Origin of the sequence: Pseudoalteromonas aurantia, from assembly GCF_005886875.1 — a bacterium.
GTDB lineage: Bacteria > Pseudomonadota > Gammaproteobacteria > Enterobacterales > Alteromonadaceae > Pseudoalteromonas > Pseudoalteromonas aurantia_A.
Map to the genome: position 1 here is coordinate 1 of NZ_PNBY01000001.1, position 14814 is coordinate 14814.

Annotated in this window: 9 protein-coding genes and 2 pseudogenes; 6 read left to right on the forward strand and 5 right to left on the reverse strand. The window is 40.9% G+C overall.

Translation table 11 applies throughout. From position 1 onward, the window contains the following. Positions 1-112: 112 nt before the first annotated feature. Positions 113-499: pseudogene (locus tag CWC18_RS00005) on the forward strand (transposase); the annotation flags it as partial. Here CWC18_RS00005 and CWC18_RS21340 read toward each other — a convergent pair. Continuing rightward, positions 497-1300 (reverse strand): annotated as a pseudogene (locus CWC18_RS21340) (ISAs1 family transposase); the annotation flags it as partial. The pseudogenes CWC18_RS00005 and CWC18_RS21340 sit on opposite strands and share 3 nt — an antisense overlap. A 142-nt stretch (positions 1301-1442) precedes the next feature. Between CWC18_RS21340 and CWC18_RS00020 the strand changes: the two are divergent. From CWC18_RS00020 to CWC18_RS00035, 5 genes are all read left to right on the forward strand, one after another. Beyond that, positions 1443-1739 carry a DUF6482 family protein gene (locus tag CWC18_RS00020; protein ID WP_138592091.1) on the forward strand — a complete coding sequence of 99 codons (297 nt, stop codon included), beginning with the start codon at positions 1443-1445 and terminating at the stop codon, positions 1737-1739. A 543-nt stretch (positions 1740-2282) separates the two neighbouring features. Further along, entirely contained in the window at positions 2283-2429 is a 147-nt protein-coding gene (locus tag CWC18_RS20915) for a hypothetical protein (protein ID WP_171040991.1), read from the forward strand. Between the two features lie 691 nt (positions 2430-3120). Further along, the gene (locus CWC18_RS00025) at positions 3121-6393 is read left to right on the forward strand and encodes a VPS10 domain-containing protein (RefSeq protein ID WP_138592092.1); all 3273 of its coding nucleotides are present in this window, start codon (positions 3121-3123) and stop codon (positions 6391-6393) included. 190 nt (positions 6394-6583) lie between these two features. Continuing rightward, positions 6584-8464 (forward strand): TonB-dependent receptor, encoded by a 1881-nt coding sequence (locus tag CWC18_RS00030; protein ID WP_138592093.1) that lies wholly within the window; start codon positions 6584-6586, stop codon positions 8462-8464. A gap of 8 nt (positions 8465-8472) precedes the next feature. Next, positions 8473-8982: a PepSY-associated TM helix domain-containing protein gene (locus tag CWC18_RS00035; RefSeq protein ID WP_138592094.1), complete on the forward strand. Its 510-nt coding sequence runs from the start codon at positions 8473-8475 to the stop codon at positions 8980-8982. Positions 8983-9191: 209 nt separating this feature from the next. Here CWC18_RS00035 and CWC18_RS00040 read toward each other — a convergent pair whose 3' ends face one another. From CWC18_RS00040 to CWC18_RS00055, 4 genes are all read right to left on the reverse strand, one after another. After that, positions 9192-11171 (reverse strand): TonB-dependent receptor plug domain-containing protein, encoded by a 1980-nt coding sequence (locus CWC18_RS00040; RefSeq protein WP_138592095.1) that lies wholly within the window; start codon positions 11169-11171, stop codon positions 9192-9194. A 92-nt stretch (positions 11172-11263) separates the two neighbouring features. After that, positions 11264-11638 carry a hypothetical protein gene (locus CWC18_RS00045; protein WP_138592096.1) on the reverse strand — a complete coding sequence of 125 codons (375 nt, stop codon included), beginning with the start codon at positions 11636-11638 and terminating at the stop codon, positions 11264-11266. 174 nt (positions 11639-11812) lie between these two features. Further along, positions 11813-12631, reverse strand: coding sequence for an ion transporter (locus tag CWC18_RS00050; RefSeq protein ID WP_138592097.1), 819 nt, complete (start codon positions 12629-12631; stop codon positions 11813-11815). A 200-nt stretch (positions 12632-12831) separates the two neighbouring features. Beyond that, positions 12832-14487: an alpha/beta fold hydrolase gene (locus CWC18_RS00055; RefSeq protein WP_138592098.1), complete on the reverse strand. Its 1656-nt coding sequence runs from the start codon at positions 14485-14487 to the stop codon at positions 12832-12834. Positions 14488-14814 lie beyond the last annotated feature (327 nt).

The following is a 14814-nucleotide window of genomic DNA, read 5'->3' on the forward strand; positions in this document are numbered from 1 at the left end:
AGTTTTAATTGACATCCATTTAAAAGTTTTAATTGACATCCATTCAAAATTGATTGTTTTTCATTCATTTCCTATCTTTTAAATTCAGCTTAAAAGATAGGCGTTTTACCACATGGCTACAGCACGTAAAAGACAAGTGAGTTTAACGGATACCAAATACTATCATTGTATTTCACGGTGTGTTCGTCGTGCCTATTTGTGTGGTGAAGATAAGGTAACAGGGCAATCGTATGAACATAGAAGAGGGTGGATAGAAGCAAAGCTGCTAGAACTTTCAAAAGTGTTTTGTATTGATGTGTGTGCGTATGCGGTGATGAGTAACCATACGCATATTGTACTTTATGTAGATGATATAAAAGCTAAAAGACTGAGTGATAAAGCGATGATTATCAGATGGCATAAGCTGTTTAAAGGCACCATACTGTCTCATAAGTCCCTTCAAGGTGAGCGGCTAGACTCAGCGCAGCAAACCTTTTTAAATAAAGACATTGAACAATTTATTTCCCTTCGTCCGAGTGCGCTCAACACCAATAATAGATTGAATGCCTGGCCAGTCTTGCCTAATGTCTTTATTTAATAAAGTCGCATCAAGTCTATAAACAGTTCGTATTTCCTCTCGACCATGCCCCTTATCTGAAGTGACTTGCGTGTCCATCCCCAGCTCGCCAGCATCAAATTGTTGTTGGAATACATTTGAAATTGCCGAATATAGTTTTTTCTGATTGCCCTTAGCTTGCACCACATAGTCTGCTTTGCGGCTGATAAGTTGGTTTAGCGTCTCTTTTTGGCAATGCATTGCATCTAATGTGACCATCGCACTAGTAATATCAAGCATGTGAAGTAATTCACGTACTGCTGGGATTTCATTCGTTTTGCCATCGACACAGTTATGGAGCAAGGTCAGCCCTGAATCGCAATCGTAAGCCGAAACCAAATGAAGTTTATCCGTCGCGCGTTTGCTCGCACCACGAATAGTCTTGCCGTCAAAAGCGATGACTGGCATGCCTGACTTTTCTCGTTGTTGATTTACTCAGCTGTACAGAGCTAGCAGTAATGAGTCGTTATCAAGGCCTCGAAAGATATGAGCGATACTGTGCCGCGTGGGAATACCGTGTGCAAAAGAGCGAAAACGTCTTAACCATGGGAGTTTTTTATTACCATATATTTCAATACCTTGCCAACCTTCACAGCCTGAGGTTATGGCGCTTATTATCAGAAATATGATATCAACCAGGTTATAGTGCTGATTAATCGTTGAGCGGTTTTCTTTGACTAGTTCGAGATGAGAAAATAAAGACATTGCGATAAATAAATAGGAAAAACTGATGCTATTAGATCATAGATTTGCCTTGTTTACAAAGTGTGATCCCGCCCTGAGTTTAATTGAGTCGAACAGATCTAAGTTAGCTTACAGTCCGTATAGTATTTGTTTAGGAGTGTTTATGAAATTAAGTAAATTAGAGAAATTCTTTGAAGTTGAAAAAGTGGTTTTTCACAGCCTTGATTTAGCCTTGTACAATGTAAGTGCTATTGTTGAAGGTGAAGAACACATGATAACGGATGAAAAAGGTGAAAGACTAAAAAGTCACAATTTACTAAGCCTGCAAAAAAAGCTTCAACATGTTCGTACAAATAACCAAGTTATTCGACAATCAAGTGCCTATGATGAAATGATCGGTGGCCCAGTTAAAACTAATAATGAAATGGAAGTACCATTAGGCGACAACAAATTATATTAGCTTTTATTTTTTTGACGATCGCTTTTAATTTAGCCAGTTCCCTATTCTGTGCATTCTGATAGTCAAATAGTGTGTTAGTAATGATTGTGTGCTGGCATTGATTTTTTTATAAAAGCTCGTTTTTTAATTTATTTTTAAATGCATGACCCTGTTTTGTCATTTTTGTAGATGTCGGCTTATTAAAGTTAATTTTTTATTTTCTGTGCGACCGAATATTTCCGATTGAATGTAGTATCACTAAAATATCAGGCTGATATGAAGTTGGATATGTCTTCGTTTCTATTGTTGGGTGATATTTGGGCTTGATATTCCACTTGCTTATAGCATTTTTTACTTAATTAGGTCATATTCCTGATTTGCTAAGTACAACTTAAATATTAGTTGCTCAATATTCATGGATCGAGTATTTTGCTTAAGAGAGAAACGGATACCTTCATAGGTATTGCAAGCATATTGCTTTATTTTAAAGTTAGGTCTATTTCAATGTTGTAATTGTAGTCTCTCTCCTGATTAAAAGACAACAGTAATAGTATGGAGATATTAATGACACATTGGTCAGATTTTTTCCCTTATGTTTTTATGGCGATTAAAGTTATTGCGTTATGTGTGGCTGGCTTTTTTGCCATTAAATGGCATTTTGATCAAGATAAAAAATTGAAGAAAAAAAAAGCTGAAAAAGTTGAATCTTAAGCTGTTTATCCACTTCAAAATACGAATGTTTAACCCCCTATGGAACTTATAAACATGGGCTAACGTTGTGTTTATACCTTTAATTGATATAAATTCTTGCCAAGCTCGGTAAGCACTTTAGTTCGCTGACATAAGGCTATGAAATATCTGCTTAGAAGTTGTCGAGTCTGCTTTAAGCCAATTTCAATATCTGTGAAATCCTAAGTGCCACACTGGGCTTGTCTATATATCTTACTTTCTTACTCTCAAGTCACCACAATGCGCGTATTTGGGCAGGCTTATTTTGACCATTTTACAGACAACTTTTCATTAAGCAGTTATTTTGCTAAAGAGCGGTGAACACGTTACACGTTGCGACTAGGCCATTCAGCTGATTAATTTATAGCTAGATCTGCCTGTTGTTTTTCTGCACTGTTTTGTGAGCCGATTTAATATTTAACGTTTAAATTATCCACTTATATCGAAATGTTCTGATTGATTACAACAAGTTGAACCTGTGAGTTATTTTTTTGAGATAGAAATACACTGAATATTTCAACGGTTTGGTTAGTTAGGATGATAATTGCACAAATCGTTACAATATCACATTTCGACTGTGTTTTTTGTAACTTGAGCGATTTTTTACACACTTGTTTTATTTGTTAGGTTAATGTTCGAATTGAATAATATAAAAACAGACTTTGGTGTGAAAATGAAAACTCTCGCAAAAACAGCATTAGCTGTCTCCTTAGCATTGGCTTCTGCTCATGTATTCGCAGAAAATAGTGAACAAGAAAAATCAATTTTTAGTAGTGAAACGTTTGAAGCGATGAAGCTTCGTAATATTGGTCCTGCTTACATGTCTGGACGTATCGCAGACATTGCAGTTGACCAGAATAACCCGTCAACATGGTATTCCGCAGTTGGCTCTGGCGGGGTATGGAAAACGGTAAACGCGGGGACGACTTGGACGCCTATTTTTGATAAGCAAGCTGTATATTCGACGGGTGATGTAACGATAGACCCAAGCAATTCGAACATTATATGGGTCGGCACAGGCGAAAATAACGGTGGTCGTCACATTAGTTTTGGTGATGGTGTTTATAAGTCACTAGATGGTGGAAAAACATGGAAAAACATGGGGCTGAAAAACTCTGAACGTATTTCCGATATTATTGTTCACCCAACAGACTCAAAAACCGTATGGGTGTCGGTACAAGGCCCATTATGGACCAGTGGCGGTGAGCGGGGTTTATACAAAACCACTGATGGCGGTGAGACTTGGAAGCAAGTTTTGAAACCTGAAAATGAGTGGACCGGTGTTACTTCGTTATTAATTGACCCTAGGAACCCAAACAAGCTTTACGCTGCTACATGGTCTCGTCAAAGAACGGTGGCCTCTTATGTTGGTACTGGCCCAGGTGCGGGCATTCATACCTCAGATGACGGTGGTGAAACTTGGCAGGCGCTAAAAACAGGATTACCTACTGGCAACATGGGTAAAATTGGTATGGCGATTTCGCCGACAAACCCCGATGTGCTATACGCAACAATTGAAACTGATAACCGTAAAGGTGGCTTTTATCGCTCGCAGAACCAAGGCGCGAGTTGGAGTAAAGAATCTGACGAAGTAGGTGGTGGCACCGGCCCTCATTATTATCAAGAAATTTTTGCAGACCCTCATCAATTTGATCGGGTCTACATTGCGAGTAACTACAGTAAAGTGTCTAACGATGGTGGTAAAACGTGGACACCAATCAGTACAAAACGCAAACATGTAGACGACCATGCTTTTGCTTTTCACCCGACAGATCCAGATTTTGTCCTTATAGGCTCTGATGGTGGTATTTACATGTCACATGATCGCATGGCGAACTGGCGTTTCATGGCAAATTTACCGCTGACGCAATTTTATAAAGTCGCCCCAGATGATGCCGAACCGTTTTATACGGTTTATGCGGGGGCGCAAGATAATTCTACGCAAGGTGGCCCTTCACGTACCGCTCGCTCTGAAGGGATCAAAAACAAAGACTGGTTTTTAACGCTAGGTGGTGACGGCCATCAACCTGCGGTAGAACCGGGTAATCCAGATATTATGTATTCACAGTGGCAACAAGGCAATTTAACACGTCATGATCTAAAAACCCGTGAAGGTGTTTATATAAAACCGCAACCGCGTCCGGGCGAGCCTGCTGAGCGCTTTAACTGGGATGCACCTATTAATGTATCCAGTCACGATGCCAAGCGACTATATTTTGCATCACAACGGGTTTGGCGTTCAGACGATCGAGGTGATAGTTGGAACCCAATATCAGGCGATTTGACTAAAAATGGTAATCGCATGCACATGCCGATGATGGGCAGAACGTGGTCAGTAGAAGCGGGCTGGGATATTTATGCAATGTCTGAATATCATACCATTGCAAATTTCACAGAAAGCCCAGTGAACGAAGACGTTCTATGGGCAGGCACGGATGATGGCCTTATTCAAGTCACAACCAATGGTGGTAAAAATTGGAAAAAGATTGATTTGAGTAATGTTGATGGTGTGCCAGCAACCGCGTATGTTAATGATATTCGGGCTGACTTATTTGATGATAAAACCGTTTATGTTGCACTGGATAACCATAAATATGGGGATTTCAAACCTTACCTTATAAAGTCAACTGACTTAGGGAAGAGTTGGCAATCATTGGCAGATACATTGCCTGAGAAACACTTGGTTTGGCGTATCGTACAAGATCATGTGAAAAAAGATCTTATGTTTATTGGTACAGAATTTGGTATTTTCTTCACCGTAGATGGGGGTAAGAAATGGACTGAATTAGATGGTGGGATCCCAACGATTGCCACCCGAGATGTAAAAATACAGCGTCGTGAAAACGACTTGGTTGCTGGGACTTTTGGTCGTGGTATTTATATTCTTGATGATTATGCCCCACTGCGAAAACTAACCGAACAGTCGATGGAGCAAGATGCACTATTGATCGCGCCGAGCCGACCAGTTAAATGGTTTCAATTAGATGGTAATCATGCCAATACTGACGGCGATGATCGTTTTTCAGCGAAAAACCCAGAACATGGCGCAACGTTAACTTATTTCTTAAAAGAGAGCTTATTAACGGCAAAAGAAACGCGTCAAGAAGCTGAAAAAGAGATGGTTAAAGAGAAAAACTACCCTAAATACCCAGATTGGGAAGATATTGAGAAAGAAAATCAAGAAGCCAAGCCAGTGGTCTACCTTGAAATTCGAGATGCGTCAGGTGAGTTTGTAAACCGTGTATCAGGTAAAGCGAAAAAAGGATTACATCGCGTTACATGGGATATGACTTATGCGTCAGGTAAAGCGGTTACCGGTGCCGAGTCATCGGGGTGGAGCCCATTCAATGCCGGCTTAATGGCCATTCCGGGTAAATATACTGCGACCTTGCACAAACGTGTAAATGGTGTTGTGTCTCAGCTGGCCAGCCCAGTTGAATTTGAGTTAAAGCCAATTACGGACAGTGCATTTTCTACTGCGACTAACAAAGAGGTACTGGCATTTGGCAAACAAGTCTCCGAGGCTCAGAAGCGAATTACAGCGGTAAATGCAGTATTGGGTGAGTTGAAAAAAACGATGAAAACCTTGCGTACTGCAATAGATCGTACACCGGGTAACATTGAATCATTAGAAACGAGCTATGCAGATATTCAGAGCGAAGCTAATGAGATCCACTTTGACCTAAATGGCTTAAACTCTCGTAATCGTATGGGCACAAAACCGGCAAATATTTCGAGCCGATTGGGTTATGCGATGACGGCAGCTTGGTCATCTTATGGGCCGACGCAACAGCATAAAGAGCAGTTTTCTTATGCGATTAAACGGTTAGACAGTGTCAGTAAACGTGTGAAAGAGTTACAAGAAAGTACCGTGCCTAACTTGCAAAAATCAGTGATTGACGCAGGTGGTCCTTGGACAACAGGTGCACCACTGATCACTCGCTAACGCGATTGATAAACAGCATTGCATGTTGTGATGCTGTTTATCTTGTATTCAAGGCTAAGTTTAGCGTTAAGTTTAACGGGAAGCCATCAGTGAGAGTAAAGCCTCGCACTGATGGCTGCCTCTATGTTTTATCGCAATATTTTAGTGCCCCTCCTTTTGTAATAACCAACGACTAAAGCAGTATCTCAACATGAAAACGATGTATTCCATTTTATTATGCACGCTTTCTTGGCTCAGTAATGCCAACGAGCGTGAATTTGAAATCATGGAGATTTTATTACCGAAACAGCCTTTGGCAATCGCAGGGGCTGGCCAAGCTGTGTCAGATATTGACGATCAGCTTAACTATTCTTTAAACAGAACGATTGCCGATCAACTTGCCACATTGGTAGGAGTCAATCTATCAGGGCAAGGTGGACAATTTCAGAGTTATTCCATTCGAGGGTTCAGTCGAGGTAGAATAAGAACTGAGATTGACGGTATTCCTATTATTACAGATAGACGAGCTGGTAATTCAGCTTCATTTATTGCCCCAGAATTGTTTAGTTTAGGTCATGTGATCAAAGGGCCAAGTTCAACCCTTTATGGTTCTCAAGCGTTAGGGGGCGTAGTCAGTTTAAGCACCGAGGCGCCAGATCAAACGCAACTGACGCTATCAGGTAAAACAGCGGGTGAAGGCATGAGTTTTGCGGTGAATCATCAACTACATGACTTTACCTCAGCGTTTGCCTATCAACATGCCAACAATGATAAAGCCGTGGATGGCACATCGTTAAATTCGCACTTTGAGCGAGCTTCTGGGTTGCTCAGGTATAAAAACGTGCATAATGGCGTCACCACAACGGTTTCTTGGCTCCCAAGCTATGGAAAAAATATTGGTAAAAGCAATCGAAAGTTCCCAATAAAACAAGTGAGTAGTTACCCAAAAGAACGTCACTCGTTGGCGCAACTGCAAATGAATGCAGGGGAGCAATGGTCTGCTAAGCTATTTCATCATTATCAAAATTGGGATAGCAAAACGCTGAGGCTAGAACGCTATGATGGCCTTACACAGTATCAGGGCCATACACTGGGTGGTCAATGGTTGCAGCAAGTAATGATAGACGACTTTAAAACGCACTGGGGAGTTGATTGGCTCTCGCGAAAAGGGGTAAAGATCACCAGCGATTATCGCCTATTCAATGCAGACTTAACTGCTCAGAGTGAACGAATGAACAACGAGATGGCAGGCAAAGAAGACAACCTCGGTTTATATGGTAAATCGGCTTGGCAATGGCGAGATACCACGTTTGATTTGGGTGTTAGATATGACTGGATAAAACAACACAATCAATTGGCATACAGTACCATTGATAGGAAGTTAAATGCTTCTTTTGCTATATTACAGCCGGTGTCAGAGCAGTTATCGATAGGGTTAGATATTGCCACTGGCTTTCGTTATCCAACACTGACGGAGCGCTTTTTCCTTGGCAAAACACCGCGCGGTCTTATTGCGGGCAAGCATGAATTAAAACCAGAGAGTAGCATAGGAAGCCAACTGGCAGTGACATGGTTCCCGCATGAGCAGGTTCGGGTATATGGTGCTGTATATGATTATCAATTAGATAATTACATAGAAGGTTATGAGCCAAGTGACGAACAAATCAGCTATAAAAATCTCGACAAAGCAGCGCTTTATGGTTTTGAAACAGAGTTACAGTGGTATCAAAATAGTATGATTGAGCACACCTTAAGTTATCAGCAGCAATCAGGGAATGACAATTCGGGACAAAGATTGGCGGGGCTACACCCGAGAAAGTTAGCTTGGAATATGTTACTCACTTTGCAAGATTGGACCGTCGTCAATGCTATTCGTTACTATTTACCGGCCAAGAAAGTAGGCGACTCTGAACTGGCGCGAGACCGTTTTATGGTATGGGACATTTCCTTTGAGCATCAAATTAATACCACACAATCGGTTAGCTTGAGTGCGCATAATATTACCAATAAAGCGTATTATGCCAGTTTGGATGATGATGCCCCATTTCAACCAAAACGACATGTTAAATTATCAACCCGTTGGCAGTTTTGAAGGACAGTATGCGTTTTAAAAAAACCAATAGAACCATTCATAAATGGGCAAGCATTGCCATTTCATTACCCTTACTTGTAGTGTTAATTACCGGTATTTTACTGCTGGTAAAAAAAGAATTTAGTATTATTCAGCCTCCAACAGCAAAAGGTATAAGCACCCAACCTAGCATCCCTTTTGAGCAGGTATTGATAATTGCAAAATCGGTAGAAGAGGCGCAAATATTAAGTTGGAACGACATCAATAGATTAGATGTGAGACCGAGTAAAGGGATCACTAAAATTCGTAGTAATAACAGCGTCGAAATTCAAATAGACAGCAGTACAGGGGAAATTTTGCATGTTGCTGAACGTAATTCAGAATTGATTGAGTCGATACATGATGGCACTTTCTTTGAAAAAAATGCCAACCTGTGGCTTATGTTGCCTCTTTCATTTATTGTTCTCGTGATCTCGGTGACTGGGATTATTTTGTTTATTCAGCCATATATCAAAAACAAAAAGCATAGAAGAAGATAAGACGCGCGCAGCGATCAACAGTTAAGACGCATCAAGCATTAACACACCGCTATGTTTGGAAGTTTGACTTGCACAAAGAGCGGCAAAAAGAATGTTATAAACATTTAGCAATCACACAGTGTTAGGTTATAAACTCATCCCTTGTGGCAGAAAATTATTTATAACCTAACGACTTCATTTATCGTGAAGGCGCACCACTGTAACGTGGTTTAGCTGCCAAATTGAAAGCGAAATCCGGTATTAACGGTAAAACCATCATTTCTTGACCATATGTCAGTCGTCCATCTGCCGCTTGGAGACTGTGTTGGTAATAAGAGCGAGTCTTCTTTGGTTTGTCGTACGTCCAGTAAATTCTCGGCGTTAATAAACCAGCTGACTTTGCCCAAAGTGATTTGCCCTAATAAGCCTAAATGCCAATAGGCGTCGCTTTTTTCACGATAAGGGTTGTTTGTGAGGTGCTGTGTGCCAGTATAGTATGCTTCAAATCCGACTAAATGACTGCCATGTTCTTCCCACATAATTATTGCACCCGCTGAGTGTTTTGGGGTGAGTGAAAGCGGGGTACGTGTAAGCAAGCCACCATCGCCTTTGGTGGCGTCAGTATATAAATAACTCCCGGTCAATTTGATGTCTCGCCAGCGATATCGTAACAGCAATTCTGCGCCTCGGATCTCTGTTTGACCTGTGGCATTGATAATTTGAACTTGTTGTAGTGCGTTTTCTGGCGCATTGTCTATGAGCTGTAACTCTGTGACACCTTTAACATCTGAGGCGAATAATGTAACGCTTGCTTCAATACTATCAACGACATAGCTTATATCAATTGATGCTGTTGTCGCGCGTTCTTCCTCTAAGTTCTCTAGCGGTGCGAGGCGTGATAGCCCTACATCTTCTATGTCTTCGATAAACGGCGTTGGCGCAAAAAATCCTTTACCGTATGAGCCTCTTATCGTCCAACTTTCAGGGTTGTATAGCACAGATAGTCTGGGGCTGACTTGGGTGCCAAATTCACTGTGCCAATCGGCACGCGCGCTGAGTGACAGTGAAGTCGTTTCGCTGGCTTCATAATCTATCTGCGAGAAAAGACCAGGTACATCATAGGTATAATTAAACACTGGGTAGTCAACAGAGTCGAATTTATCAGATTGATAGGCAATACCTAATACCCAAGCAGTTGCCTCATTAAACCCTGAAACACTGGACTCGATTAAGTAACTTTCGTGTGTATCATCTTCTTGTATTTGACCGAATTGATGATCATGTTCTTGGTGCATGGCAGAGCCTCGCACATTGAGATTGAGAGTGTCATCCAAGGGTTTATCAAATATAAAACCACTGTCTAATCGCACAGAGTCTTGCGTTTGTGCAAACGGATTGCCATCGGGTAGTAAGGCGTCATTTAATGTTCCACCATGGCGTTGTTCGGTCATTGCACCAAAGGTGAGGTATAAATTTGCACCACTGTCATCAGACCAATATAAGCGCGGTCGCACGCTTGCTCGCTCATATCCTGCTAAGTCTATCCAGCCATCATCGTCTAAATCTTGTTCTTTTTGATGGTGTACCCCCGTGGTAACTGACGCACTCAGTGTGTCGGTTAACGGTGAGGAAAAATACGCGGTGATATCTTGACCATTCTTTGACGTTGCATTGAATAGCGTTTCGCCTTCAAATTCTTCAGACGGTGTACGCGAGATAAGATTTATTACGCCGCCGAGTGCAGACCCACCATACAAAGAAGACGCAGAGCCTTTGATAATTTCTACATTAGCTAAATCTGTGGGCGGAATTTGTAGTAGTCCAATGGAGGCTGTTTGACCACCATAGAGTGGGAGTCCATCACTTAAAAGCTGAGTATATCTGCCGTATAAACTTTGTAATCTAATATTTGCGCTACCTAATGCCGGTGAGGTGTTTTGTACCCTTACACCACCGGTTTCGGCAACGAGCATTGAAATATTTCCTGGCCGCATTAAGGCTTTTTCTTGTATTTCTTCTCCATTAATAATTTCGGTGCGTGTCGCAGACTCGGTCACTATCCGACCCAAACGGGATGCTGTCACCTGAATTTTTTCTATTTTTTTATCATCATGGGCGTCATGATTATGTTCATCATGGTGCTCGCCAGCCTGAGAAAGTGATGGAAATAGTAATATGGCTGTGGCCAGCTTAGTTAATTTAGTTCGCATTATTTACCTCAAAGAATGCTAAAAATGGTGCGCGTTGCGCAGAGTTCGCTTTTATTTTTTAATAAGTCAGAAAACAGACGGAGCTGTGCTCTTTATGAGGTAAAAATTGGGGGGCGAAAAGGGAGTGATAAAATGGAAATTGGCTGCTTATTTATAGACGAATAAATTGGTCCATTGACATACATAAAGCCGATCATTTGTGGTTCATTGAGTATGTACAGTGCTGACGTACAAGCATTTGCAGGACAAATACAGTCTATTTCACAGCAGTTAGTGTCACAGCAGTTTGTTAATTGACAGTCACTGTCAGCGCTTTCTATGTGTTGTGGTTGTTCAACATGTTCGGTTACTATGTGGACGTCTGAAGAGGCTTCAATAGAAAATGAAGTGTGATAAGCCATAGCTTGCCCGATGAAGGCAACCATCATCATGATAGCGATGCAGGTTTTTGAAAGTGGCTTGAACATGTCAATCTCATTAATGTATGTGAACGTTCGTGATAAAGTTCGCGAGACAATCTAAAGCAATAGTGTAATGATTTTTTCAGTTGATGTGAATATCATCACGGTTTTTATTCAGTGACTGAGCGACGGTAGATGAATTACCTAAGCTCAGTCACATAGTTTATAAGTAGCCTTTCTTTATTCGCGAGTGTTGGATTGACTATTTTGTTGTTTGAGCAGATGTTTCAATTCTTGGATTTCGTTGTGCAAGTCTTCAATCGTTGGAACATTTTTGGCACTTTCTTTTTCTTGACGTAATTTTGAACGCTCATCTTCCATGACATTTACCACAATACCAATCACCATGTTTAGAAATGCAAATGCAGTAAAAAAGATGAATGATAAATAGAAAACCCATGACATTGGGTACACTTCCATTGTTTCATATTGAATATCGGTCCAATCTTCAAACGTCATGATCCTAAATAAAGTCAACATTGAAATCGCAATATCTCCCCATAAAACAGGGTTTATATCAGCGAACACAAAGCTGCCGATTGCGGCATAAATGTAGAAAATGATAAACATTAATAGAATGACATAGCCTAATTGCGGCATTGCTTTAATTAATGAGTTGATCAGTACACGCAATTCAGGGACGACCGATACCATTCTAAGTACCCGAAAAATCCTAATAAGCCTTGCAAGCAAAGCCATTTCACTATCGTTGATAGGGATCAAGCTAATCGCAACCACTAAGGTATCAAAAATATTCCAACCTTTTTTGAAAAAGCTTTTTTTATCATCGTCGGCAATAAAACGTACTGAGATCTCAAATAGAAAGAATAGCGTGATAAATATGTCGAGAATATAGGTGACTGAGACTGCAGTATTAGACAATGTAAAAGTTTTTGCGCCAATTTCCAGAGCGGAAATGATGATCACGGCTACGACTGTGAGCTCAAATATTTTGTTGTTTTTTAAATTGTTCAGATTAAGTTTGATAGTTTCGTACATAGGCGAAGGATCTGTTTAGTTATTTGATTAAAGACAATGTGATTATATCCTAGTTAAGTTTCAACTCTAGGTATGATTGCTGCAAAAAGCGTTACAGAGGATGTTTTTTAGTGATTTGGCAGAGCAGTATTGGCAATTAGGGCTCTTCTAAGTCCAAATATTAGAGGAGCCCAACTATGTTTAGTCGTGTATGTTTGACTCTAAAAATCAGCTAAGCGTAAAAACGCCCCATATGCACGTGTGTACGCGGTAGGGTTGATTTGCTTTAGTGTATTTAGATCAGTTAAAGATTGGGGGGTGGCTGTCCCATTATAGGCTTCTACGCTGCCAAAGATGACTTGGCTTTCAAAGGGGGTTGCTGCAAAGTTGAGTCCTTTCAAGTCGGCAATGCAGCTTGTGTCTGGTTGTGACCATAAATTATTGATGAAGCTATGCATAATATCTACGCCACAGGTATTTGCATGGTCTTTTTTGCTATAAGAAACAAAAATAACGCCATGCTCTGTTTCAGGCAATTCAACATAGCGCTGGTTGTTGTTGGTAAACGCGCTTTGAACAATAGGCACATAATAATGCGGCGTTTGTGGGTCTAAATCGCCATTGAGTAATAGAGTTGGCATGTAGTGTCTTGTTGGCTGGTAGATATACGGATCTGTGTAGCGATTTCCCCACACTTGTTTATCTATATGTCTTTGGTGCAGCAGGTACCCCGGAATACATGAAATAGCATCTTTACAATATGCCAGCTTGGATTGAAGATCGATTTCGTTGTAATTAATCTCATTTTGGACAATAAGTTTTGACACGATGGGCGATGAGTTAAACGGATCTTTAGCGGCGAGTTCAATAAACTGTTTGCCTACGCCTTTGAACATAAAATTATGCAAGTTGTTGAGTGCGATTACATCGTTATCATTACATCGAGCTAACCGGTGATACATGGGCATTAATATTTGCTCAACTGAGCGGCTTAATGCAAGCAAGGATATAACCTGTAACTCGAAACGTTTTAAATCAGTCGCAGGGCAATGCTCTGAAGCATAAACACGGTTGACTAAGGTTTTGAGTTCTTCTACTGAGCTTAAGCTTAATTCACTGCGACAGAATTCGTCACTTTGGCAATAGGCAAACATATCGGCGAAGATGTCATTGAAGTTTTTGTCCCATGAATCTAGGCCAAACTTTTCACTAGGCACGACCGAATCTAAAATGATCCCTTGTGCCCCTGTGGGGGCGACTTGACTAAATCTCTGCGCCCAGAGAGTGCCATATGATGCGCCATATACATAAGTGGGTTGCCAATCGAGCGTTTTACTTTTTGTGATTGCGTATTCAAGGTCTTTGGCGGCTGAGGTTGTGGTGAATTTATACAAACCTTCACCCCATTGCTGGTGGAGGTCATTAAAACAGGTTTGCGCATAGTCAGCGTAGTCTACTAATAGCGGGTTACTGCATGTTAAGTGTGTTGACCATCCGACACCTCGATGCTCAAGGACGTATAAGTCATAGTCTCGAGTAAAATGATTGAGGTGTGTCTCATATTCATCAACGTAAAAGCTGCCAGATGCCCCCGGGCCGCCTTGTAAAAACCAAATTTGACCTTGGCTATTGCCCGACTTTGCAGGGTACTTAGAGACCAAAACATCTATTTTTTTGCCATGTGGTGTATCCCAATCAAGTGGCACTTCAGCCAAACTACATTGGTTTCTGTTGTCGTAACTTTGAAATTGCGTCGGGCATTCACCCCATTCAAAGTCGACATATGGACTGTAGCTTACGTTTTTTATGGGCGTTGCCAAGGAGTTGAATGCGCTTAGCATACCGACACAGGCGAGTGTGGTTATAAATTGTTTCACGGTGATCCTTCCTATTCATGTTGTAAATAAAACCATCTTAAATAACGCTTTTTTTACTAAAAAATAACATTGGGGCGGAGGTTTGGTATAATTTCAATTTTTCTGGTGTTTGAAACGAGAGATAGATAGCACTTTAACGCTCAGTGATCACCTAGCGCGATTTTTTGTGCTGGCTAATTTTATAGAGCCTGAATAAAGAAAGAGTAAGATAAATTGCATACAGAAATAGCTTTTCAACCCAGGTTGTTTTTTCATAAGCGCCATACACTCTGAGATAGTCGTTAAATATAAAGAGTCCAATATCGGTAAAAGACATTGTCATCTTAA

Bases quoted from the DNA above. Each gene is read 5' to 3' on its own strand.
- CWC18_RS00020 (WP_138592091.1), top strand. From the start codon at position 1,443: ATGAAATTAAGTAAATTAGAGAAATTCTTTGAAGTTGAAAAAGTGGTT.
- CWC18_RS20915 (WP_171040991.1), top strand. From the start codon at position 2,283: ATGACACATTGGTCAGATTTTTTCCCTTATGTTTTTATGGCGATTAAA.
- CWC18_RS00025 (WP_138592092.1), top strand. From the start codon at position 3,121: ATGAAAACTCTCGCAAAAACAGCATTAGCTGTCTCCTTAGCATTGGCT.
- CWC18_RS00030 (WP_138592093.1), top strand. From the start codon at position 6,584: ATGAAAACGATGTATTCCATTTTATTATGCACGCTTTCTTGGCTCAGT.
- CWC18_RS00035 (WP_138592094.1), top strand. From the start codon at position 8,473: ATGCGTTTTAAAAAAACCAATAGAACCATTCATAAATGGGCAAGCATT.
- CWC18_RS00040 (WP_138592095.1), bottom strand. From the start codon at position 11,171: ATGCGAACTAAATTAACTAAGCTGGCCACAGCCATATTACTATTTCCA.
- CWC18_RS00045 (WP_138592096.1), bottom strand. From the start codon at position 11,638: ATGTTCAAGCCACTTTCAAAAACCTGCATCGCTATCATGATGATGGTT.
- CWC18_RS00050 (WP_138592097.1), bottom strand. From the start codon at position 12,631: ATGTACGAAACTATCAAACTTAATCTGAACAATTTAAAAAACAACAAA.